General features: G+C 59.5%; 21 protein-coding genes and 1 pseudogene. 10 read left to right on the top strand and 12 right to left on the bottom strand.

All coding sequences use genetic code 11. The features are described from left to right. From BRA1417_RS0112360 to BRA1417_RS0112330, 7 genes are all read right to left on the bottom strand, one after another. Positions 1 to 1,671 carry a hydantoinase B/oxoprolinase family protein gene (locus BRA1417_RS0112360; protein WP_027516034.1) on the bottom strand — a complete coding sequence of 557 codons (1,671 nt, stop codon included), beginning with the start codon at positions 1,669 to 1,671 and terminating at the stop codon, positions 1 to 3. Positions 1,672 to 1,749: 78 nt separating this feature from the next. Further along, positions 1,750 to 3,066, bottom strand: a complete 1,317-nt coding sequence (locus tag BRA1417_RS0112355) for an aspartate aminotransferase family protein (protein ID WP_027516033.1) — start codon at positions 3,064 to 3,066, stop codon at positions 1,750 to 1,752. Positions 3,067 to 3,087: 21 nt separating this feature from the next. Then, positions 3,088 to 3,795 (bottom strand): ABC transporter ATP-binding protein, encoded by a 708-nt coding sequence (locus BRA1417_RS0112350; protein ID WP_027516032.1) that lies wholly within the window; start codon positions 3,793 to 3,795, stop codon positions 3,088 to 3,090. Further along, complete coding sequence (locus BRA1417_RS0112345) at positions 3,782 to 4,519, bottom strand: ABC transporter ATP-binding protein (protein ID WP_027516031.1); 738 nt, start codon at positions 4,517 to 4,519, stop codon at positions 3,782 to 3,784. The genes BRA1417_RS0112350 and BRA1417_RS0112345 overlap by 14 nt, the downstream gene beginning before the upstream one ends. After that, entirely contained in the window at positions 4,516 to 5,496 is a 981-nt protein-coding gene (locus tag BRA1417_RS0112340) for a branched-chain amino acid ABC transporter permease (RefSeq protein ID WP_035968477.1), read from the bottom strand. The genes BRA1417_RS0112345 and BRA1417_RS0112340 overlap by 4 nt, the downstream gene beginning before the upstream one ends. A gap of 4 nt (positions 5,497 to 5,500) precedes the next feature. Next, positions 5,501 to 6,376 carry a branched-chain amino acid ABC transporter permease gene (locus BRA1417_RS0112335; RefSeq protein WP_027516029.1) on the bottom strand — a complete coding sequence of 292 codons (876 nt, stop codon included), beginning with the start codon at positions 6,374 to 6,376 and terminating at the stop codon, positions 5,501 to 5,503. 65 nt (positions 6,377 to 6,441) lie between these two features. Next, a complete protein-coding gene (locus BRA1417_RS0112330; protein ID WP_027516028.1) occupies positions 6,442 to 7,593 on the bottom strand; it encodes an ABC transporter substrate-binding protein in 1,152 nt (383 codons plus the stop codon). A gap of 168 nt (positions 7,594 to 7,761) precedes the next feature. On the opposite strand from BRA1417_RS0112330, the gene BRA1417_RS0112325 reads away from it, so the two are divergent. Next, positions 7,762 to 8,547 (top strand): IclR family transcriptional regulator, encoded by a 786-nt coding sequence (locus BRA1417_RS0112325; RefSeq protein ID WP_027516027.1) that lies wholly within the window; start codon positions 7,762 to 7,764, stop codon positions 8,545 to 8,547. A gap of 900 nt (positions 8,548 to 9,447) precedes the next feature. Here the strand turns inward: BRA1417_RS0112325 and BRA1417_RS0112320 are convergent. Further along, positions 9,448 to 9,681 carry a hypothetical protein gene (locus BRA1417_RS0112320; protein ID WP_027516026.1) on the bottom strand — a complete coding sequence of 78 codons (234 nt, stop codon included), beginning with the start codon at positions 9,679 to 9,681 and terminating at the stop codon, positions 9,448 to 9,450. A gap of 700 nt (positions 9,682 to 10,381) precedes the next feature. Here BRA1417_RS0112320 and BRA1417_RS0112315 point away from each other — a divergent pair. Then, complete coding sequence (locus tag BRA1417_RS0112315; protein WP_084462480.1) at positions 10,382 to 11,233, top strand: GIY-YIG nuclease family protein; 852 nt, start codon at positions 10,382 to 10,384, stop codon at positions 11,231 to 11,233. A 570-nt stretch (positions 11,234 to 11,803) separates the two neighbouring features. On the opposite strand, the gene BRA1417_RS0112305 is transcribed toward BRA1417_RS0112315, so the two are convergent. Beyond that, the gene (locus tag BRA1417_RS0112305; RefSeq protein WP_027516023.1) at positions 11,804 to 11,983 is read right to left on the bottom strand and encodes a hypothetical protein; all 180 of its coding nucleotides are present in this window, start codon (positions 11,981 to 11,983) and stop codon (positions 11,804 to 11,806) included. A gap of 610 nt (positions 11,984 to 12,593) precedes the next feature. On the opposite strand from BRA1417_RS0112305, the gene BRA1417_RS43930 reads away from it, so the two are divergent. From BRA1417_RS43930 to BRA1417_RS0112280, 4 genes are all read left to right on the top strand, one after another. Continuing rightward, positions 12,594 to 12,857 carry a hypothetical protein gene (locus tag BRA1417_RS43930; protein WP_156948698.1) on the top strand — a complete coding sequence of 88 codons (264 nt, stop codon included), beginning with the start codon at positions 12,594 to 12,596 and terminating at the stop codon, positions 12,855 to 12,857. A gap of 79 nt (positions 12,858 to 12,936) precedes the next feature. Beyond that, positions 12,937 to 13,158, top strand: coding sequence for a hypothetical protein (locus BRA1417_RS0112290; RefSeq protein WP_051448479.1), 222 nt, complete (start codon positions 12,937 to 12,939; stop codon positions 13,156 to 13,158). Positions 13,159 to 13,160: 2 nt separating this feature from the next. Further along, the gene (locus BRA1417_RS0112285; RefSeq protein WP_027516020.1) at positions 13,161 to 13,382 is read left to right on the top strand and encodes a hypothetical protein; all 222 of its coding nucleotides are present in this window, start codon (positions 13,161 to 13,163) and stop codon (positions 13,380 to 13,382) included. A 337-nt stretch (positions 13,383 to 13,719) separates the two neighbouring features. Beyond that, the gene (locus tag BRA1417_RS0112280) at positions 13,720 to 14,064 is read left to right on the top strand and encodes a hypothetical protein (protein ID WP_156948697.1); all 345 of its coding nucleotides are present in this window, start codon (positions 13,720 to 13,722) and stop codon (positions 14,062 to 14,064) included. Between the two features lie 152 nt (positions 14,065 to 14,216). Here BRA1417_RS0112280 and BRA1417_RS0112275 read toward each other — a convergent pair whose 3' ends face one another. Together BRA1417_RS0112275 and BRA1417_RS0112270 are read right to left on the bottom strand one after the other, a co-directional pair. Beyond that, positions 14,217 to 14,621 (bottom strand): hypothetical protein, encoded by a 405-nt coding sequence (locus BRA1417_RS0112275; RefSeq protein ID WP_027516018.1) that lies wholly within the window; start codon positions 14,619 to 14,621, stop codon positions 14,217 to 14,219. Positions 14,622 to 14,641: 20 nt separating this feature from the next. After that, positions 14,642 to 14,863 (bottom strand): hypothetical protein, encoded by a 222-nt coding sequence (locus BRA1417_RS0112270; protein WP_027516017.1) that lies wholly within the window; start codon positions 14,861 to 14,863, stop codon positions 14,642 to 14,644. A gap of 1,426 nt (positions 14,864 to 16,289) precedes the next feature. Between BRA1417_RS0112270 and BRA1417_RS43925 the strand changes: the two are divergent. Both BRA1417_RS43925 and BRA1417_RS0112245 read left to right on the top strand, forming a co-directional pair. Continuing rightward, positions 16,290 to 16,493 (top strand): annotated as a pseudogene (locus BRA1417_RS43925) (transposase); the annotation flags it as partial. Between the two features lie 1,266 nt (positions 16,494 to 17,759). Then, entirely contained in the window at positions 17,760 to 20,231 is a 2,472-nt protein-coding gene (locus BRA1417_RS0112245) for a bifunctional diguanylate cyclase/phosphodiesterase (protein ID WP_027516014.1), read from the top strand. Positions 20,232 to 20,812: 581 nt separating this feature from the next. Here BRA1417_RS0112245 and BRA1417_RS43920 read toward each other — a convergent pair. Beyond that, positions 20,813 to 21,001, bottom strand: coding sequence for a hypothetical protein (locus BRA1417_RS43920; protein ID WP_156948696.1), 189 nt, complete (start codon positions 20,999 to 21,001; stop codon positions 20,813 to 20,815). Between the two features lie 158 nt (positions 21,002 to 21,159). On the opposite strand from BRA1417_RS43920, the gene BRA1417_RS42675 reads away from it, so the two are divergent. Beyond that, complete coding sequence (locus BRA1417_RS42675) at positions 21,160 to 21,369, top strand: hypothetical protein (protein ID WP_084462206.1); 210 nt, start codon at positions 21,160 to 21,162, stop codon at positions 21,367 to 21,369. Between the two features lie 189 nt (positions 21,370 to 21,558). Further along, a complete protein-coding gene (locus BRA1417_RS42670) occupies positions 21,559 to 23,241 on the top strand; it encodes a PAS-domain containing protein (protein ID WP_245286211.1) in 1,683 nt (560 codons plus the stop codon). Positions 23,242 to 23,281: the final 40 nt, after the last annotated feature.

Genomic DNA, 23,281 nt, shown 5'->3' with positions numbered 1-23,281 from the left:
TTAAGCTACCCGGTTCGTCGTTACGATACTGATCGCGAGCCCCTGCGCTACATCGCGCGCGTGCGCTTGTTGCGAGCGCTGCTCCGGTGGCCCCCATCCTCCGCCACCGCTGGAACGAATCTCGAAGCGGTCACCGGGTAACACCTTGATGCCAACTTCTTTGGTGCGGAGCACGCGCGGCTCCTTACCGTTCGAAATCAGAGCATAATGATGCGGTGCGCCGTCGCTACCTCCCAGCATGCCGCAAGCGCCATGGCGTGTGCCCTCACCTGCCGTGTTCGCCAGCGCTGGCTTTGCAGTTTCCATAACGAGATCGAGGGAGACGCCGAGACCACCACGATGCTTGCCTTCGCCGCCAGAATTTGCGCGGAATTCATGATGACTGAAATGCAACGGGAAACGAACCTCCGCGACCTCGATGCTGCCGAACTTGATGCCGCCGACAGTGTGCCACTCACCGATCGACGACCATCCATCACCGGCGGACGACGCACCGCCGCCCGGTCGTGCCTGGAACATATGCCAGATGAATCCGCGTCCCGTGCGGGGATCCTCGCCCTGGATGGCGATGCGGAAGCGTCGACTCCAGCCCGCCATCGCGCGGTCCGGACACGATGCCGACAATGCCTTGACGATGGCTTCGACGATTTCGTTGGAGGGATGGCTAGTGCACATGGTCACAGGCAGGCCGGGATCGGCCCAGACGATCGTGCCTTGCCTGGCCACCACCTTGAGCGGCCGCAATGCCCCGGCATTCTTCGGAATGTCGGCATCTATCAGATAGGCGAAGGCCATTACGACTGCAGCTTGCATATTGGCATGCGAGGAATTCACGAAGCTCGTGGTCTGCGGATCGGAGTCCGACAGATCGATTTCGATATCAGTGCCTTTCTTGGTAACTTTCGCCGCGATCCGGATGTCGTTGCGGCCGTGGCCGTCGTCATCGAGGAATGCCTCACCGTAGAAAACGCCGTCCTTCCAAGTGGAGAGGACGGCACGCGTCTGTTGTTCGGCAGCATCAAGGATAGTTTCGACAGCGGCTTCGACGGTATCGCCGCCGCACTCCTCGAACAGACGGCGCACGCGGCGCTCGCCGAGATGAGCGGCGCCGACCATCGCTGCGAGATCGCCGCGGAAATCGCGGGGGTTACGCACGTTGAGTGCCAGCATGTCGAGCAGATCGTCACGCAGCTTGCCCGCCTCGTAGAGACGGATTGGCGGCACACGCAGACCCTCCTGCCAGATGTCCGTCGCGCACGGATTATAGGCGCCGTGGGTGGCTCCGCCGATGTCGCTCTGGTGCGCTCGGACGATGGTCCAATACAGGCGGCGTTCACCGTCGAATACCGGCACAAAGGCGGTGAGATCGGGCAAATGGCTGCCGCCGTGATAAGGATCGTTAAGCAGCAGCACATCGCCGGGTCTGATGTTCTCAAATCGCTCCTCCACGGCCAGTGTCGCCCACGACAGTGCGCCAACGTGCACCGGTATATGATCAGCCTGTGCGATGAGGCGTCCGCGCACGTCGCAGATGCCGAGCGAGAAGTCGCGGCTGGAATTAAGGATCTGAGAATAGGAGGTGCGAAGCATCGCTTCTCCCATCTCGTTCACGATCGAACTGAGCCGATGTTGCACCACGGAGCGTGTGATAGGATCAATCTTCAAAGTCATCGCTTGCCCTGCGAAAATGGGGGATCCGTCCCGGCGTCAGCCCGACGCCAGGCGTAGCGGTCACCAGAGAACGGTCGGTCAGTCGAGCGCTGCGACCTCTTCCAGCGAAGCCGCTGTAGCCGAGACAATCGTCTCAACGTCGGCATCGGTCATGGGCAGAGACAGCGCCATCAATCCGTAATCGGCCGCCAAGATGCCGCGGTTCAGCAGGCCCGCGTTGAACTTGGACTTCCGCTTCGTCTCGACTTCGTTCAAATACGCTGTACGATAGTCGCGGATGCTCCGGTCAGTGAAATGGATCTTCAGCAGCGATCCCAAGCCGATCGTGCGCCCGGGCACGCCCGTCTTCCGGAACGCCGCGTCGATGCCATCGCGCACGGCCTGACCAATCGCGTCGAGCCGCGCGAAAGCCGCGCTGTCGAGCAGCTCCATTGCCGCAATTCCTGCCCGCATCGTCATGGGATTCGCCGAAAAGGTGCCTCCATGCGGCAGCGCGGGCTTGCCTGACGTCGGATCGAAAACCGACATGAACTCTTTGCCGCCAGCGATGGCACCGACCGGAAAGCCACCGCCGATGATTTTGCCGAGCGTGGTCAGATCTGGAACGATGCTCCACAAACCCTGCGCACCGTGATATCCGAGGCGGAAGGTGATGACTTCGTCGAAGATCAGTAGCGCACCAACCTCACGCGTCACTCGACGCAATGCTTCGAGATACGCTTTGTCGGCCGGAACAAGACCCGCGCGGTTCGGCATCGGATCGACGAGCACGCAGGCGAGTTCTTCACCATGCTCGCGGATTAGACTCACCGCCGCTTCGATGTCATTGAATGGAATGGTGACGACATCCGCCAGTACATTGTCTGGTGTACCCTTCGCATAGGCCACCGACACCGGAGCGTTGCCGCCCCACGCCGACGGCGTCGGATCGAGGCTGACCTCCGCATAGTCATACGAACCGTGATAGGCACCCTCGCATTTCGCGATCTTCGGGCGTCCGGTGTAGGCACGTGCGGCTTTCAGCGCCATCATTACGGCTTCGGTGCCGGAGTTGGCAAAGCGCACCTGCTCGACCGACGGCAAGCGTGCCGTCAGCAACTCGGCGAGATCGATCTCGGAGGCCGTCGGCATGCCGAAGGCGGAGCCGAGCGCCAGTTGTCTGCTTGCCGCCTCGATCAGGGCCGGATGCGCATGGCCATGGATCAGCGAAGTGAAGTTATTGATGCAGTCGATATATTCATTGCCGTCGACGTCGCGGACACGGCAACCCGACCCCGATGCCGCATAAATCGGAAACGGTTTCATAAAGACCGTGGTGCGGGTATTGCCGCCCGGCAGGCTCTCCAGAGCTCTTTGATAGAGGTCGCGCGATTGCTTGTGATTTTCGGGATACATGGGGTCTCCTTGATTCCAGATTCAACGGCCCAGATAGGCTTCGCGCACCCGCGCATTATTTTTGAGTTCGTCCGCAGGTCCCTCGAGCACAATCCGCCCGTTTTCCAGCACGTAGGCGCGATCGGCGACTGACAGCGCGAGCACTGTGTTCTGCTCGACCACGAGAATAGTGAGGCCTGCCTCTCCGATCAGCTTGACGCGCTCATAGACTTCCTCAGCGAGACGCGGCGCGAGACCGAGCGACGGTTCATCGAGCAGCAACAGCTTCGGCCTTGCCATCAGGGCACGCCCGATCGCCAGCATCTGTTGCTCACCGCCGGACAACGACCAGCCAAGCTGTCGCCGGCGCTCCTTGAGACGAGGGAACAATTCGAACACCCGTTCGAGATCCGCTGCGATAGATCGCCCCCATTTCCGCCACGTCACGGTCGCTAGCGTTAGGTTCTCTTCGACCGATAGGCCCGGGAAGATGCGCCGCCCTTCGGGCGCGTGCGCGATACCCTTGGCGACGCGGCGGTCGGTAGACCAATTCGCAATCGACATATCTTCGAAGGCGATATCCCCAGAAGCGATCCGATTGAGGCCGGAGATGGTATGCAACAGGGTAGTCTTACCGGCGCCGTTGGCGCCGATCAGGGCGATGGCTTCTCCCGCATTCACGTTCAGGCTCACGCCTTGCAGCGCCAAAATGTCGCCGTGGGCGACGACGAGATTTCTACACGCCAGCATGGACATAACCCTCGCCCAGATAGGCCGATAACACCGCCGGATCGGTTTGGATTTCCGAAGGCGTCCCTTCAGCGATCTTGCATCCGAAGTTGAGCACGAAGATGCGTTCGGCGAGTCGCATGACCATGCCCATATTGTGCTCGATCAGAACGACCGCGAGGCCGTGCGCGGCCCGCAATTCGTTCAGCCGATCGACAAGCTGATCGACCTCGCCGGAGTTCAAGCCCGCTGCTGGTTCATCAAGCAGAAGCACATGCGGGCGACACGCGAGCGCACGCGCCAGTTCGACCATTCGGCGGCGGCCGTAGGACAGCGACCCAATAGCCTCCTGTGCTTCTGCACCGAGACCCATCTGTTTGATGATCTCCATCGAGACGTCACGCAATCCGCCTTCGCTGAGATCGCCACGTATTGCTGCGCCAGTCATAACATTCTCCAGAACGCTGAGCCTCGAGAAGACCCGACCGTGCTGAAAGGTTCGTCCAAGTCCAGCGCGAATACGCCGATTGGTCGCCATGCGTGTCACGGCGTGACCATCGAGAAGCACCTGCCCTTCGTCGGGCAATGCGAGGCCGGTCAGTACGTTCAGGAGCGTCGATTTACCGGCACCGTTCGGGCCGATTACCGCGACGAATTGTCCCTTTGCGACAGTCAGATCAACGTTCGACAAAGCGGCAAGACCGCCATAGCGCTTGTGGATGCTACGCGCCTCCAACACATTCATGGTGTAGCCTCCGGAGCACGAGCGGATATCGATGAAACGGGCTTCCGCGACCCACGGCGCAATCGCTTTCCAAGGCCGACTAGACCCGTCGGCAGGAACACCAGAATGCACAGCATGAGCAGGCCGAAGAAAAGCAGATAGGCGGGGCCTAGAAAGCGCAGCCATTCCGGCAGGAAGGTGAGCAGTGCGGCACCGAGAATGGCGCCGACAATCGTGCCCTCACCGCCGACGATCAGCATTGCCAGATAAGTAATCGAATGAGCATAGGTGAAGTCCTCAGGCGCCACGAAACGGACATGAAGCGCGAACAGGCAACCGGCGATGGCAGCGCACACGGCTGACAGCACGAACGCCATGATCTTCACACGTGTGGTATCGATACCGATCATTTCCGACGCGATTTCGTCATCGCGCACCGCCATCATTTCACGTCCATGACGGGAAGCGTGCATGATCGCCGCCATTGCAGCGACCAGCGCCAAAACCACCAGCGCGAGCCAAAGGAACTGGTGCTCGCCGGAAAAGGCGAGCGGACCGATCGCCAGTTCATGAATCCGCGCAATACCGTTGGTGCCGCCTGTAAGCGCGATCCAATTTGAGGTCACGATGTAAAGCGAGACGTTGAGGCCGAGCGTCGCTAGCGCAAGATAGTGGCCGCGCAAGCGCAGCAGTGGGTAACCGACAAGCGCCGCCAGCACGGCGGTCGCCACGATCGCCGTCGGCGCCGCCAGCCAAGGCGACCAGCCAATGGTCGTGGTCAGGATCGCGAGACCGTAGGCGCCCATCCCGACAAATGCCGCGTGGCCAAGTGAGATAAGGCCTGCATAACCGAAGGCAAAGTTGAGCCCGATCACCGCAACGGCCGAGATTGCCGAGACGTTGAGAAGACGCAGATAGTATTCCGGAAGCATCGCGCCGAGCAGGCCACCCACGACCAAGACGGCCGCCGCGATGAGAAGAGGTATGCGCGGAGCCATCGGATCAACCTCGATCCTGGATCTTCTCGCCGAAAACGCCCTGCGGACGCACCAGCAAGAAGGCAATCATGATACCGAAGGAGATCAGATCCTTGTAGGCAGACGAAACGTAAGATGCACCAAGCACTTCCGACAAACCGACAAACAGACCGCCGACAATGGCGCCCGGGAGACTTCCGAAGCCGCCAATGATCGTCGCGGCAAACGCTTTCAACGCGATCGGATCGCCCATGTTGACGTCAGCGAACCACATCGGCCCAAGCATCAAGCCAGCGACGCCGGCCAACACTGCGGCGAGCACCCAGGACAGCGCCAACAGACGGTTGACCTTAAGTCCCATTAGCTTGGCCGCCTGCAGATCTTGGGCGACGGCACGCATTCCAACTCCCACCGACGTGCGATTGAAGAGCAGCCAGAGGCCGCCGACCATGATCGCCGTCACGCCTACGACGCCGAGCGCATGCGTTGAGATAATGGTCCCGCCGAGGGCGATCGAGCTGTCCTCCACCGGAGACGGCAGTCGAAACGGCCACGAACCGAACGACAGCAGCGCGGCATTCTGGATTGTGATGCTGATAGCGACGGTGCCGATGATGATGGTCACGATCGATCCCCGTCGCATCGGCAGATAGACGGACACGAAGAACAACACACCGAACATCGCCATGATGATTAGCGCAGTTCCATATGCAAGCGGCCATGGAAGCTGAAGATTGATCAGTGTCGCGACGCCCGCAAACGTTCCGTACATCACGAACTGTCCGGCGGCGAAGTTCACCACGCCGGTCGCTGAATAGACGATGACAAAGCCGATCGCCGCCAAAGCATAGACGCTTCCGATCGCAAGACCGTTGACGAGAAGCTGAACAAAATCCGCCATGACATCCCCGCTTGTTCACGGCCCGCGACCCGCCGAACCGGTCGCAGACCATCCAAACCACGCAATCAGTTGAGGGTCACAGGCTGGACAAGCTCGAGCGTCTTAGTGCCCGCCTTCGCCTTCACGACGGTAAGGTCACGCACGCCGTTGCCCTTCTTGTCGTACGAGTAGACGTGACCGATACCCTGCCAACCCTTGACTGCTTCAAGCCAATCGCGGAGCGTCTTCGGATCGGTGCCGACCTTGCGCATGCCATCAGCCATGAGCATAGCGCCGTCGTAGTAGGCGAGACCGTAGGGATCAGGGTCGATGCCGAACTTCGACTTGAAGCGTTCGACATAGTCTTTCATCCGACCGCCGACGCTGACATCCATGTACGCATCAACGACACCCCAGACGCCTTCGAGATCGGCGGGAGACAGGAGCTGCGTTGCTGCCGGAACCAGCGCGGCCGACGAGGTGACGAGTGGCATCTTAAGGCCAAGCAACTTGGCTTGACGCAGAACCAAGGCACCGTCCTGCGGATAGTTGAAGATCAGGATCGTGTCTGCTCCCTTACCGCGCAGGTTGAGGAGCTGGGCGGAGAAATCCTTGTCGTTCTGGCCGTAGGCTTCCATGCCGACAACTGCTATGCCTGCTGCTTCAAAGCGCTTCGCAGCCGTCTGCGCGCCGCCCTGGCCGAAATCGTTCTGGATGTAGAGAATGCCTGGCTTCTTGGCTTTGATAACGTCGAGTGTCGCTTTCACCATGCCCTCGGCTGCGACGCTATCCGCCGGACGCACTCGGAACATCCACTCATTGCCGCCTTCCGCTACCGCGTCGGCGCCGCCGGCATACATCGCAGGTACTTGTACTTTGGCCAATTCGGGCGCAACCGCGAGGTTTTGTGTCGAATAGCTAGACAGGAAGAAGAACGCCGGCTTGGTCTCTTGCGCCAGCTTGACGAATGCGTTCACCGCAGTGCTGTTGGATGCCTGGGTGTCTTCGAACACGATCTTAATCTGACGGCTATTGATCCCGCCGGCCTTGTTGATGTCTTCCTCGGCCATCGCGAGCGAGTTTTGGTATTGCTTACCCGTCAGCGACAGCGGCCCCGTCATCGGGACGGTCGCGCCAATCAAGATTGGGGCGTTCTGCTGCGCGTGAACCGAACCGGTGAACGACAGCGCCGCTACACCGATGATCGAACCGATAAATGACTTCCGGGTAATGCCCACGTAGCCCTCTCCTTCACAAACCAGAGTTTTCGATCGCCCCACCGATCTGATGCCTTGACAAGTCGTTCCGTTTTTCGGAACGTAGTACCGAATAACGAAACGCTAAACGGCAGACCCCCTCGGAGTCAAGCCGCAGAATTTGGCGTGCACCGCACATGGCCAGATCACATGTCCAACGATGAAAACTCGCCCGGACCACTCGGTAGATATATCGACGTGCTGGAGGTGATTGCCGCGTTCGCGGGCACTATCACGCTGGCCGACGTCGCTTCGATCTTGGATCTGCCGAAGACGACCGCGCACCGCCTGCTAAAAGGACTCGTGAGATCGGGACTGGCCACCGAAGGTGAGGCCGGGCGCACCTATCATATTGGAGAGCGGCTAACGCGCTTACTGCACGCCGGGGCTGACGATGGTTGGTACGCGTCGATGGCTGGTCAACATGTTCGCGCATTGACGGAAGCTTCGGCGGAGACCTGCTATCTCGCCCGTCTCGTTGGTTCTCGCGTCACGGTCGCGGTGTCCTACTCCCCTGACGTGAGGTGGCGCGGCTACGTCAGGCCTGGGATTGAGATGCCCGTGAACGCGGCTGCAACAGGAAAAGCAATCATGGCGTTTCAGAGCAAGGAATTGATCTCCGAGGCGCTGTCGAACAGTTTACCGAAGCCAACCAGCAAGTCGCACACAAGCAGGAAGTGGATCGAGCAGGAATTCGCAAAAGTCCGCAAGCTGGGATACGCCACCTGCATTGGGGAGATCGACGAGGGCCTTGCTGCTCTCGCCGTTCCTGTCACGCTTGAAGACGGCACGGTTCTTCAGTCGGTAGGCATGACTGGACCACTTGAAAGGATCATGAACCGGCAGCTGGATGATCGGCTCGCGGCTCTGCGCGAGACTGCCACGGCACTCTCGAAGACCCTCTCCCGCGGATTGGCGGTGCGTAACCGTAACTGACGCGCCGGATTTGCTCGGGGTCTTCTGGGCGAGAGCTTTAGCTTCTTCGTCTGAGGTGGATGGGTTTTGGTCAACGCCCTTAGGAGGCCGAGATGATCCATCCCTCTATCCGGCCTCCCGAAGCGGCAGCTGCGGCGCCTGATTTTGAGGGAGAGGCTTGAAAGATGTCGGCAGGCACTCCAAGACCCAGTTCAATCGCATCGTAGCTTGAGCGAGGTCGCGTTCGAAGCCGACCAGCAGCAGCGCCAAGCGCCAGCGCGCAGAACAGCGCACCTGCCGATTGCATCGGCAAGCTGACGACTACGAACGAACAGGACAGCGACGCTAGGATAGGGCCGCCTTCAATCATCAGGTTGCCAGCTCGTGCACTACTTCTCCGCCAGCCGTTGCCGTTGAGCCTCGCGCCCGACTTGGTTCGGATCGCCCCTCTTGACTATCTCGCTGGCGGCGATGGTGACGACTACGACGAGATCCCTGTGGCAACATTGTAAAGCGATAAGGACCAATGGAGCCGGGGAGTTCGCTTTCGGCATTCACCCTACCTCGGGGTCGGCTTATGGTCGTCGCCCTTCCAGATCGTGATGACTCGGGCGTATTGACCGGCTGCGCTGCCGTAGCGCTCGCATGGCTCGCAACGAAGGACCCAGCTCGCACCCTCGTGGACCACGACCGAGTACCAAGGCTGCATCGAGCATTGGCGGATCCTGTCTCACCAGCTTCGTGGTGCTCACGCCCGCATTCGGATCAACTGTCATTTCGTAGTCTCGTTCAAGCAGCTCTCGCAGGCGCTCGATGCGAGCGAACCGGAATGGATGGACCAGTTTGATCATCGAGCTAGGCCCCTCGGGTCGAATGCGAACAATCGGATGATGAAAACGACGAGCGAGCGACGGGTGACGCTCATGAGTCGAGCTGTCGGTTCTCCGCCGAACGCCAGTCCGCGCCGTGGAGGCGGATCATCTCCCGACGGGACCGCTCGATGAAGATGCGCTCAACGCAAAAGCCGGCTGCAACTGAAGCAGCCAGCGCAAGGCCGCAGGCCATATAGTCATTCATGAAATTCCAAAATATGTTACAGCCGGCAACTCCTACAAAAGTAAATGCCATGACCATATTGCGAAATGCCTTAACCATGCTGCCCCCCAGTCAGTCGGCGAGGATCTTTTAGCATTGCAACCACGGCGATTGGCAGCGTTTGACCCTTGTGATGCGCCGTCTTTCTGCTCGATCGGCTTGGGTCCGGCCGCGCTTGCCGACCGCCGTGGGGCTCGCTCTTCCAACGTAAGAGGGCATCCAGGAACGGGGCAGTGATAGCAACGCCGGCATACTTCATCACGGCGGGCTCCTTTGCCGTCCTCTTCCGCGTCAACAACGCCACGCTAGCAAGCGGATGCCCGGCCTGTTTTAGCACTATCCGGCGCGCGTGGTCGGAAACGTTGGCTGGTTCAACGCGGGCCGCAGCACAGGCCCGCCGCGTTGTTGCCGCGAAATATCCAGAGCGCGCTCGAATTGGTTAGTGGGTTGTTAGTCGGCGTTCGGCGGCCTCGCGGTCAGCGCTGACGATCACTCCTAGCCCAAGGTAGCGCAAGCGATGGCCGGCGGCCGTGATGCCCGCCGGCCATTTCATTCAGTCTGCGTCGTCTAAGCTTAGTGCGGCGAGGCTGTTAGCGAAGCCCGCAGTCATTCCACTAATCGTTTCGTCAGACCTTTTGGTTAGCAATCTGCCGCCGATGCGCGAGGATTGCCGCACCCAGTCATGCAATCCAGACGTTCCGCCTGTTTCACGTCCGGGTGGTCCTTTACTTTGTTCGGCGTGGTTTTGGGGAACACGCATATGCCGCAGGGGTTTGTCTACATTCTCGTTTCGCCGAACAGCGACTACATAAAGATCGGCCGCACCGAGCGGCCCATTAGCGAACGGCTTCGCGGAATAAATGGGGGCGAGGCATATGCTCCTCACGGTCCATGGGAATTGTCCGATTTTGTCCACGTGACGGACTGCGTCGCAATAGAGAACGCTCTCCATCGTCACTTTCGCAACCGAAACGTAGAGATCGACGGAACGCGGGAGCTATTCAGCGTGGCTCCGCACGAGGCTAGAGAACAATTGCGTTCGATTAGCGAGCCGCTCCGCGTCGATCCCGAAAGGACGGATCGGCTCTTCCACAATCCCGATGTCAGCCTGTTTCTCTTCCGCTTGTTCCAGCTTTCGGGATTGTACGGCAACCTCGACATTCAAGGCGCGTGGACCTTAAGCGTTCTCCCGCAGACCAACGGAGGGCGTTGGTTCACATTAAACATCGGGTCTCACGAAGTCGCTTTCAGCACTCGAACCCCTGTGGACGGAAAGTTTTCGCACTACCTTGTGCTCGACCGTCTGATTTTGGAGTATCCCAAAACGATCATGTGGCTTGGCCAGCGTGCTGGGGATGTTCAACCGGCCGACTACAAAGCTGCTGAACGTGCGGTGAGTGTAAGTTTCGACGAGGATTTTGCAAAGGCCGAACGCATCTTCGCTCTCGACGGAGTTCGTCGCGCAATGGTCGCCTACTGGGCCGATGCTCTAGCCGATCTGCGCGAGAGGAATGCAAAGAGTGTCTACGTGAGGTACCATTCTTATGATGCTGTGTCGCAGTTGCTCGAATATAAAAGAGCAAGAGACAAGGTGGTGGTAGGCGAGCGATGAAGCGACCCTCCAAGGACGGGAGCGCCTTTGGTGGAGCGGGCCCGCCAGCAGCCAGCCCGGCGGCGCCCTCACTCAGCCCGATTGGCGCCCTCTAGGCGGACCGCGGTCGATTGTTGAGATGGACCAAAGCGCGTCGTGCGACTGCCGTGAGGTCTGTTGAGGCCCCTTGTCCTGCCTCAGCCGCTTGGATCGATTGCTCCGCGATGTACTTCCGGCTCTCGTGATCGCCACCGTGCGCAAGCTCGGCACACACTTGCACTAGGACAACGTCCATGTTTGCCTTCTGCGGTGAGACCATGAGCTTCCGAAAATCGATCTACGAACCATTGCATCAACGGTTTTTGAGCGAGCGTGGACAAATCGTTCGGCTAACCTTCTCCGAGATGGAAGAGACACTTAGGAGAGAGCTTCCGGCATCGGCACACAAATTCACAGCGTGGTGGAGCAACGAAAGCTCCATGAAGGTTGGCATACCCAAGCAAGGGCTTGGATGAACGCCGGCTTTCGGGCGCATGCTTCGATTAAAGATCGCATCGTCGAATTCCGCCGGGTTTGATCAAGCTGTCCGGTTTAGCGCTTGTCGAAGGCCTTCGCACGCTGGAACAGCACGGTTTGAAGTCCGGTGATGATCAACTTGTTCAACGTCTCACAATCGTTCGGCGACAGGTGGGGAAGCTGGCGCGAAGTCTTCCACTGCTCAATGGCGGCGGTGACAGCGGCGCGCAATTCGTCATCAGTCGGGCTGGTCATTGGTCGGCCTCAATGCGATCACTTACAGCTTGGTGCCTTTTGAAGCGGATGCAATTGAACCTTCGATGTATCGGTTGTGGGTTACTTCAGCCGGGCGAACGGACGATGCGATTGCTACCTTGATTCCGCTGCGGATGTGATCTTGAGGACTTTGGAGATCGATCGCCGTCGCTCGATCACTCTAGTAACTGAGCAAAGAATTTCCCACTCGTCCTACTCGCTCGCCCCCGCTGTTTTTGAAAGCGCTGCAAGCGAGCGTAGACCGCTTGGCGGGTGCGGCCTAGCCGTTCGCCGACCTCCTCAGCTGTGGCACCTGCGCCAAAGAGCGAGAGCAATTCCGCCTCTTCGTCCGGCAACCACGGACGCGTCGATGTGCGATCGTTCGTCATTCGCGATGCCTGCAATGCCTAAATGCGCGGCGGCGCTGGCCGCCGCGGCGGGTCGGGAAAGCGAGCTGGCCGCTCTGAGCGCGGCGGCGCCGGCAAGCGGCTGGGCTCAGGCGCGCGATTACCGCGCGTCATCCACGCTGCTAGACGAGCGTAGCTTCGCCTGAGAGCCGGAACGAACCAAGCAGATGCGTCCTCGTGTTCCATGCCGCAGAAAAATATCCATGAACCATTTAGAAAAGATTGCCGGCTGTTCCCGTTCCGTAATTGATCGTAAACAATGCGATGGCAACAAACGGCCATGGAAACCGAACGCCCGCGCAGGCCGCCTTTTAATCAGTATCACCGGCAAATGCTCGACCCTCTTCGTGACCGCGATTGGGTGTCTTCTTCGAAGCTTCCCGATCACCCTGGAACAACGCTCGCTCTTTTACGAAACGGATGGATGGAGCGACGCTCAACCGGCGAAGGTGTCGAATATCGTATGACCGAAGCCGGTCTGACAGAACTTTGCCGCCCCCGATAATCCGTCAAACCGGGTGGGAAACGACGAACGTGTCAAAGGCCATGGAACTGATCGTCGCTAGCTACGTGAAGGTGCGGGACCGTCGCGCTCTGGTCGACTTGCTGGCACATCGTCGCAAGGTGCTCGCCCAGCTGCAAGCCGTATCGGGCATCAACCCAGAAAACGCAGTAAGAGCGATCCAAGATGAACTGGCGGTGATCGAAGCCGGCCTCGAAGAACTTAAACCTCCGCCCGGTTCGCTGCCTGAGAACGAGTGGAGCTAGCGATGCGCGTCAACAAGATCAATTCGGACAAAATCGGCCGGGTGACGGAGCCGGGTCGATACAAGTGCTTTTTCGGATATCTGACCGTCACTTCAGAGGACATCGAAGTGTGGACGCGTTACCCCGACGCCACTTTCACCTTGATCACACGGCCGACGACTGAGCAATCGGTAGGCGAAGATTACCGTCTAGGCGCGTTCGACATCGGCAATCCTCAACAGTAGGACGGTCCGCCGTCGTCGCGTACGGCGCAGCCTCGACGGGCGTTATCTCCAAGAGGATCGCGATCGGCGCTATCTCGCGGGTCGTGAACGGAACCAATAGCGGTCAAGAACCCGAAGCATTTGGCGAGGCTCGCGCAGTCACAGCTCACGATGCATCTCGAAGTTTCGCAGCTGTTGCTCAGTCAGGAATTCCGACGCAGGCCCTGACGTTCCTTCTTGGGCATTCACCGGCAAGTACATTCCGGTGGGGCTTCTCGGTTCCCGAATTAACTTCCCGCGAGGAGATCAAGCTTAACTTGAAGAATTGATTGCAGCGGCGCATCGGAGGGTTAGCTTTGTGCACCGGACATTGCCCCCGTCCGGGTCCGCCCAGGCGAAGCCGTCGCGCCATCATATTCGGCGTGGCGGCTTCGTTTGCCCGGCCACGCGCGCGAGTGTGATTTTGAAGAGGCCGTCAAAACACGAAACGCTCGACCTCGTCGAGATGCGTCGACAGATTATCGCTCTGCGAACCCGGCACTCTGACAACGACCGCGTCACGTATCTCTTGAACCGGTTGCTGATCAAGACTGCATATCTCACCGAAGCAGAGAGCGCCGCTCAGGCGAAACGGCTGTGGGATGCATTCACTGAAACGATGGCAGATGTTGAGAAGATCATCACGAGTAAGGCTAACAAGTAGATCCGATTGCGTAAGGCGAGCGCTGCGTTGATGCTACCGGTCGTCGCTGAGGTGGCTATGTCTGGCGTAACCGCCGCCTTCGCGGCAAGGGGCCGCCGCCATCACAAGCGGCGGCCCCGCCCGTAAGCGGCCTAGTAAGCACCCCGCACTACTCAGGGCAGGGAGGGCAGTCTCGGAGAAAACCGGCGGGCAAACGCGAGCACTGCGGCTTCGTCGGTTGCGAGCGCGATCTTCTGGGCGAGCATCACGTCGCCAGCTGCCAGAGCCCGTTCGGGAACGAAACACCACCCGATCTTAGGCTGTGTTTCTTCATCAAGCTCCAAAACATTGCTCATGGTGCCCTGATGAATTTGATATCGTCGGCCGGTGTGAGAGCCCGTGACTTCCAAATAACCCTCGGCATCAAACTGCGCACGCTGATCCGGAGACAGAAAATTGCGCAAGAGACGCCGTGCACGCGCTTCCGGCCCATTTTGCTCGATCAAGCTCCAATACAGCGAACGCAGGGCGCGCAAACGCGCACTACTGCCGACGCCGTTGCGTCTGAACAAAACGATATGCTGTGCCGCGAGGGTGGCTAGCCGCCGACGAGGCGCGGGTAAAACAGCGTCTCGTCCGCAGTCGGATCAAATGTCCGTACGACCTTGAGATCGCCGGCCGGCGTCCGAGTAGCAGCGGTAAATCCTTGGTCTGTCAACTTCTTGAAACGCCGCTCAGCCTTGACCAGCACCTTGGGGGCGGTTTGGTCAAAAAAATGTCTGCTGTCGCCTGTGTGGTCCATCACGATCTGGGTAGCCATGGAAGAGAACTCCGTAGGTCCTAGCCTAGCGTGGAAGAACCTCGCGGCGCCGGCTGGTGTTCCTAGTCCGGGGAAATTTGCTCTGTGTCCCATTAGGCGCCCGTGAGCGGCATCGACGAAAGCCTGATCCGCCGCGACCGGACCCCAGCGCAGCGCAGCGCAGCGAGCTGATCGCGAAGCGGAAGGCGGCATATGAAGCCGTGCATCCGGAGACGAAGCACGGCGCGACCGGGGGCCGCGGGAAAAAAGATGCCAACCTGGCGTCTTTTACTTCCGATACCGCCGCTAAGACAGGAAAACCCCAACGGACAATCCGGCGCGTCGCGACCCGCGCCAAGGCGCTAGGCCGCGATCTGGACCGTGTTTCAAGACGGTTCGCTGGGGCCCGACTCGACGATGCATGATCTCGTTCTGAAAGGGATGGTTGCGGCAGTGTTCGCAGATCAGGGACACCATTTCAGTAAGATACCGCAGCGCGAGATCGTGATGAGAGAAGGCCACGGCGTCGAAGGCGACGCACACGCAGGTCCCTTCGTTCGGCAGAGGCATCTCGCCCGAAGGCAGCCTCGCCTGCCCAATCTGCGTCAGGTCCACCCGATACCGGCCGAGCTTTTCGACACGCAGCGCAGATACCGCTGCGAGCTCGATGCGGGAGAGTTGGAAGTGAGAACATCACCATGGCAGGCCTGGACCTTGAGCGAATGCCCCGGGACCCGAATGTGGCCGGGATCGACCGCCGTCGTGGAACTGACCGGGCTCCGAACGCCCTGCGTGCTCATCGACCGCTTCCGGTCAGGCCTGAAACGACGCGTGATCTCACCCGAGAAAGCAGGCCCGGCGTTCAGATGCGGGGTTCTGGGCATAGTGAGAACCGGCGGCCGTGTCGCCACGGCGATTTCGCGCGAGCGGTGCTGCCGAGCCCTCCCCTGCGCCCTTGTGTCCGTAAAAGCTGTCAGAGTGTGCGAACGGGCGGTTGCGCCCCAACCGCCCGTTGCTTGAACTGAGCCCGTTGCGCCCAAAAGCGACAGAGCTTGGAAAAGAGCGAGGGACAGCTCCGGCGTCTTCCTCAACCCGAACAGTTGCAAGGGCTTCGAGCCCGAACCGAGCAAGGAAGGGAGTGGATGATGGCACAAGGTGATCTCGTTGTCGTGGGTATCGATGTCGCCAAAGGACAAGGTGGATACGTGTATTCGCTCTTTGTCGCTGCGGCAGATCTTCCCGGCTACCCCCCAGGGACAGCGCAAGCTGGTGGCCTTGCTAGAATCCGCTGCGCTGCGAGGGATGGGTCTACGAGATCAAGGCCGACGGCTACCAAGCCCAACTGCATCTGCATGAGCGGGACGCCAAAGTCTATTCGCGTATTCCTCGAATCTCTGACCGCCGGCACCCTGAACTTCTTCGATCTCGCATCCCTGGCAAGCCTGCCGCCTTCGCAGCCCAGCTCGTCGCCATGCGGCGCATCAGCTGGATCGTCTACGCCAAACGGCCGTTCGGCGGCCCCGCGCGGGTGCTGGCCTATCTCGGCCGCTATACCCATCGCGTTGCAATCGCCAACAGCCGGCTCGTAGCCCTCGACGAGGATCACGTCACCTTCACCTGGAAGGACTACCGCCAGAACGGCGCGACAAAGATCAAGAAGCTCAAGCTCGGCGAGCTCATCCAAAGGATCGAACGCGAGAGTGGCGCCCCGACGATGCCGGCCATCGCCGCTTGGGAAAGTGCTTCAGTGCGGCGGAGATGAATCGCGAGCCAACAATGCCCGATCGCATATCGAGCTGGTCAACTATGCGATGCTTTTCAAGCTCAAGGCCACCGCCGCCGAATAACACCGGCCTCCATCCCGCCATCGAACGCGGATGGCTCGAGCTGCACGAGTCAGGCGCCTATGTCCGGATATTGAAGACAAAGGCTGCCAACCGAGATGGCCTTACTGATAGCGGAGCACTTTAATTGATGGCTGTATCGTCAACCGGTAAACAACGAGATGAGCCGCTCCGAAAGCCTCGATCAGATTGCCGCAAGCAGGGCAATAGTACCTGCCCTCCGTGCCACGCTCGGAGGTAAGCTCAAGACGGCGGAAGCCAGCACCGCACTCGGACCACGTCGCATCACTCTTTCTCATGCTCCGACTCCTGACGCTGCGCGTCGCCACGATTCTTCAACATATACTTGGTTGCGGCACATCTCCTTTGCCCAGATCCTCGGTCGCCATCAACATTGCGGGTCCGCTGATGCCCACCCCTTGCGCGTGTACCGACGAAGTTCACATAGATACACGCGATGGAGGTCGATGTCGCAGCCAAACCGGCGAAAGAAGTCTCCATTCTCGACAGAGCTCGCGCAACAGCTGGCCGCGCAGATTCCTCGTCATCTCGGTCCGTCCGGCAGATCATAGTTGGTACGAATCGGACAAACATCAGCCCGTACAGACACGTGTAACGGATGAAACCTCCGCCAGTAAAATACGCGACGTTCAAAACGTCCATTCGAAGTTTCTCATCGTCATACGGCCTCGCCAGCCTATTTGCGTCGAATTCTCCCGCTGTGCCGAGGATTTCCTGCATCCCGTTGCATGGAAGCGATCACGAGGTGGCCCTGCAGCAGGCCGTTAATGAGGCCGTGCCCCGAGCCAATTGCACCGGGTACGTCGATGACCCATAGCAAATAAGGATTCGCAAGCTTGTGAGCACAGTGTCGGCTCTTACCAAGAGTCGCGCGAAACTCCCGCCTGTGCACAACTCCTTCGCGCATCCGTCATGCGCGCGCTAACCACTAGCTGATTTAAGATTGTCGCAATCGGCTACTCGCTGCAGCCCAAGTCAATCGTTTACAGCGAATTAAGCAGAGCAGGATTTGATGCCGCGCGGACAGGAAGCTTGGATCTCGGGGATGTGTGATGGGTGCTGCCAGGAAGCAATCCGTGAAATTAGATACGGGAATGTTCGAGGGCATGCCGGTCCTGCGTCGCAAGTGGCAGGCTGCACTCAAGCCCGGCCAAACTCTTCCCCGCTACGAAGATGTGCTGCTGGGCAGCCTCGGGCGACTCGCCGATCACATGATGCTGCTCAAGTGCGAGAACGACGCATTCGCCGTTTCGCGGACGGGTCGCTATGCGCAGGAATGGCTGGGCGATGAGCGCTGGGACGTTCCGATGGACGCGCTGCGCCCGGATTGCGCGACCGTCCTCAGTGAGGCAGCCGCGAACGCGATTGCAAACAACCGTCCTTATCTCACCGCCGCTCATTGCGTACGCAACGGCATGGTGCGAACGTATGACGTGCTCGCGCTGCCGACCTTGGCGCGTTGGGGCGGCACGCTGGTCAGCGCCTACATCAACGAGCGCGGCACGGAATACAATCTGCCCGATGCGATCTTTTCTACGACCGATGACGGCGTAATCTCGCTCTCGACCATTCGCGATGCGACGGGCCAGCCGGTTGATTTTCAGGTCGTGCACCACAATCAAGCAGCAGTGAGACTCCTCAACGTGGCAGAGCGAAGCCTGCTATGGCAGCGTCTGAGCAATGGAGGCCATCTGCTCTGTTCGCAAGCGGTCGTAGGGCGGTTGCGGGCTGCGGTTAAGGACGACCAGGGTGATCAGTTCGAGATCGACAGCGATGATCGCAGCCTTCGGTTGGCAATTACCGCCTTCGGCGGGATCCTTTCCCTGGTCATTTCCGACGTCACGTCCTTAAAGCGCCGAGACGCTTCGTTCAGAATGCTGTTCGACTCCAATCCAATGCCGATGTGGGCGTTGGACTGCGAGACGATGGCCTTTATGAGGGTCAACGACGCGGCGGTGCAGCACTACGGTTACGCTTGCGAGACCTTCCTGCGGATGAAAGTTCGCGAGATCTGGCCAAAGGAGGAGTGGCTCAGCTATACGCAGGCGCTGCGGGACGTCGGCGATACCTACCAGTCCGAACATCACTGGCGTCATGTGAAAGCCGACGGCACCGAGATTTGTGTGCTCACCTTCGGGCGACGCATCGTGCTCGAAGGGCGCGAAGGTTACCTGGTCGCGGTGGTCGACATCACCGAACGGCGTAAGGCCGAGGCTCGCATCGCACATATGGCGCTCCACGATGGATTGACCAACCTCCCCAACCGCGCGCTCCACCAGGAGCGGCTAGGCGAGGCGCTCGGAAGTGGCAATGCAGCCGGCAAACGCGTCGCGGTGTTGTGCATCGACCTTGACCTCTTCAAGAACGTCAACGACTCCTTCGGCCATCCCATGGGCGATTGCCTGCTCAAGCAGGTCGCCGACAGGCTGCGGTCGCGTGTAGCCAGCAACAATCTGGCGGCACGCCTCGGTGGCGATGAATTTGGAATCATCCTTGCTGACGATACCTCGCCGAAGCAGGCGAGCGATTTCGCCGCCGGGCTGATCAGTATGTTGAGTGAGCCTTATGAGATCGACGGCAATCAGGTGGTGATTGGCGCCTCGATCGGAATTGCACTTTCGCCTGGCGACGGCACGAGTAGCGAGGAACTGATGCGCAACGCCGACATGGCGCTCTATCGCGCCAAACAGGATGGCCGCGGCACGCAGCGTTTCTTCGAGCGCGAGATGGATCACCAGGTGCAGCGGCGCCGCGAGCTAGAGCTCGACTTGCGCCGCGCTTATGCCAATGGAGAATTCGAGCTGCACTACCAGCCGCTGGTCGACGTCGCGCTTGACAAGATCTCAGGTTTTGAGGCGCTTCTGCGCTGGCACCATCCGGAGAAGGGCATGATCTCGCCGGCGGAGTTCATTCCGGTGGCGGAAGATATCGGACTGATCGTCTCGCTCGGCGAGTGGGTATTGCGTGAAGCCTGCAACGAGGCGGTGAAGTGGCCGTCCGAAATCAAGGTCGCGGTCAACCTGTCGCCGGCACAATTTCGTAGCCGTAATCTGGTCCAGGTGGTGATTTCAGCGCTCGCCAATTCGGGTTTGTCGCCCAAGCGGCTCGAGCTCGAAATCACCGAGTCGGTGTTCCTGGCGGAGACCGAAGCCAATCTCGCGATCCTGCACAAGCTGCGCGAGCTGGGAGTTTCCATCTCGTTGGATGATTTTGGAACAGGATATTCCAGCCTGAGCTACTTGCGCAGCTTTCCGTTCGACAAGATCAAGATCGATCGCTCCTTTGTGAAGGATCTCGCGAAACGTTCCGACTGCGTCGCTATCGTGCGCGCGATCTCGGGCCTCGGGCGTAGCCTCAACATCACCACAACTGCGGAAGGGGTGGAGACGACCGAGCAGCTGGATTGGCTTCGCGCAGAGGGCTGCAACGAGGTGCAGGGATTCTTATTCAGCGGCGCCAGGCCGGCCGCTGAGGTGGAGCAGCTCTTGCGTCGTTTTGGCGCGAGGGCCTCGAGAGCGGCGTGAAATTTCGGGCCCGACAGCACCAGGTTCGTAAGGATTTGCGCACAGATCCGGATCGGGGTCGGAGACCGTCTCTCGTGACGGCGCCGCATCTGGGAGCGCTTTTTTTTGCTGCGCTAGCCGGTGGCGAGGATGCGCCCGACCGCCTGTCGTGCAACTCCTACGCCGATACATGATGTAGTCCGATTGCAAATGCTGCACACCGGATAGAGACTGCTGTAAGAATCCATCTCATCAGCTAGGAAAGGCGGGCTTGACCACGAAGACCACGAAGAACGAGCACAACGCGGGCGACGCCGCTTTTGACTTTCCTATGAGGGAGAGTACGCGTTAATCTTGCTACGGCGCGAAACTGACGACGACGCGTTAGTATGGCTTGAAACGCTGGACGACGTCGTTCTCGTCGGCCAACGGCGAAACCTTTCTGGAGCAGCTGAAGCATTCTCTTAAAGATAAGTCGCCTGCGCTGACGGTCGCGAGCGTGAAAGACATTGAAGGCCTGGATCGACATCCTGCCGAGCTCGACCTATCCCCAACCTGGCTGCACCTCGAGGGAGCGCGATCCGTTTGCAGATGCCATAGCATTAAACGAGGATGCCGCCGGAACGCGGCGAACTGCCCATCGATTTTGCTGGAAACGTGCGTCCCATCGCGGGGCCAGCAGGAATTGTGCGCCTCATTTGAATAATAATCTCGAGATTGGCTGGAAAGGGAACGAAGCGGCGATTGCCGATCTCTATTCCTCGCCGCAGAGGTCGCTCATGGGCAGTCATGATCTTGTCTCCAGCAGTTTCCTAGGGCTGACCGCAGTAGGAGTTGCGCTACTCTGCTCGAGCCTGCTTGTCTTCGTCTTCACATGAGGTGAGCCGTCGCTCGTGTGGCCCCTCTCTGCTCATCCAGTTCATCGGCTGGACGGACTGCTTCCCTGGGATTGAAGGCTGGCATCAGCGATCGCCGCTTGAGCTGTGTAACCATGCACGTCACCGGTTCGTCACGTTGCCTGCGAGAAGTCGCCAATGAAATTGAGATTGAACATGGCGCAATCTGGGGCTATGGCGCCGGAGAACATGGCATGCAGGTTTTCACTAACTTCGGAATCGACAACCTGATCGAACATGTCCGGATCTATAAAGCCGCCTAAGCGTTCGCCGCCAGAATAATCCAATGAGCCCGCGGCCTATGCGGGGATGCTTACGGCCCACTCTCCCCCGAAGACGTGCTCTCCGACGCCGGCCGATCCTCAACGCACATTGCCCCCGTAAACCGGCACAACCTTAAGGTTGGACAATCGGATAGTTTTATGTTGCGCAGGTTTAGGCTGGGATGTGTGGTGAATGCTGCGATAGCAGCCCTTGGAGCCGGGCCGGTCGCGCGGCTTTTGAAAAAATATATCTGCTTTGCGCGCGGGGTCGACGACCTGACAGTCGCCGAGAAAGTCTATGCGATCGCCGGGTTTTTGGGAATTGTTACGGCCTTTCTTCTGGTCATGTCGGTCCAGACCGTGCGACTGCAGAATTCCTATCGTAATATGCAAGCCTCCTCCGCTGCTGCGGCGATCAATTCCGGACTGGTCAACGCATCCGTCTATGCGATCGTGATGGACTCACGCGGCATCTACATGTCCACCGAACGAGCCAAGGTGAAAGAGTTCGGGGACGGAATCCTCAAGCGCAACCACGAGCTTGCGGAGGTGATGAACGGCTGGGAGCCTACGGTCCGTTCGGAAGACTTCGAACAGTTCGCATCCCTCAAACGGCGGATTGCCAAATTCATCGATTTCCGCCGGGAGTTGGTGCGCCGGGCGGTGGAGATTAGCCCCGCAGCTGCCCGCGAGTTTGGGGACACCGAAGCCAGCAGCACGGTTCGCAGCAGGTTGAATGCGGATCTGGAAGCGTTGCAGCGCGGCTACAACGAACGCACTCGCGAAGCAGATGGGCTCGCCGAACAGAATCGCTGTGCGGCAGGGTACCTGTTCATGCTGGGTTTGGCGGCGCTGGTGCTTGCCGCGCTCAATGTTCTCGTGATCCGGGATTCAGTGCTGGCGCGGCTCTCAGACATTGCCCAGGCGACCGATCGTATCAGAACCGGGGACATCGGAAGCGAGGTGCCACATCTGCGAGGGCGCGACGAAATCGGCCACCTGGCGCGCGCCGTGCAGAACTTCCGCGCTGCTGTCGCTCAAGTTATTGAACTCGAACAGCTTGAATTAGACCTCAGCAAGCAGCGCGACGCCGCGATGGCCGAGCGCGACGCGTTCAACGAGAAGTACCAGGCCAAAAAGTGGCAGCTCTCCGCCGCTATCAACAGCATGCCGCAAGGCCTCATCATGCTCGACGGCAAGGCACGTGTGATTGCAATGAACAACAACTACCGCCGGATGTATAATCTGCCCGAGACCATCGAGTCAGGGTCTTCGCTCGAGGAGATCCTGGAGCACGGGCTGTTCAGCGGCGACATCAAAAAATACGTTTCGGCCATTCTCGTTCGCATCGGAAAGAAGGAGCCGGCAGCTTACGAGGTAAGGCTCAACGACGGCCGGATCGTCAAGATTTATGAACGGCCTATGGATGGGGGCGGCTGGGTCTCCGTACAGGAGGACGTCACGGAACAGCGGCAGAAAGAGCGTATTCTCGAGCGTACCGAACGGCTGCTCGCCACGGTCGTCGAGAACGTGCGCGAAGGTATCATCGCCAAGGACGCGCGCAGTCTGCGCTATCTGTTCATCAACAAAGCGGCCGAACAGCAGATCGGCATGTCGCGCACCGACATTGTCGGCAAGACCGCGCGCGAATTGTTTTCCCCGGAAACGGCCGAGCTGATCGAAAAGCGCGACCAGCAGCTACTTGCGCAGAGCCAGCAGCTCGAGCCTATTGTCGATACGATCTGCAATCCAGTTCGTGGCCGCCGGGTGATCTCGTGGAGGCGTTTGCAGATTGGCGCCCCCGGGGCGGAATCGCACATGTTCGTGAGTATGGTCGAAGACCTCTCCGATCAGGTTGGGGCCGTCGACTAGCAGCTGGCCTTACGTCACCCTCCGCAGGCGAATGCGGGCA

The sequence above is a fragment of the Bradyrhizobium sp. WSM1417 genome (genome assembly GCF_000515415.1).
In the GTDB taxonomy this organism is placed as follows: domain Bacteria; phylum Pseudomonadota; class Alphaproteobacteria; order Rhizobiales; family Xanthobacteraceae; genus Bradyrhizobium.
Note: the sequence above shows the minus strand (reverse complement) of the source record. Positions and strands in the feature narration are given on the sequence as shown.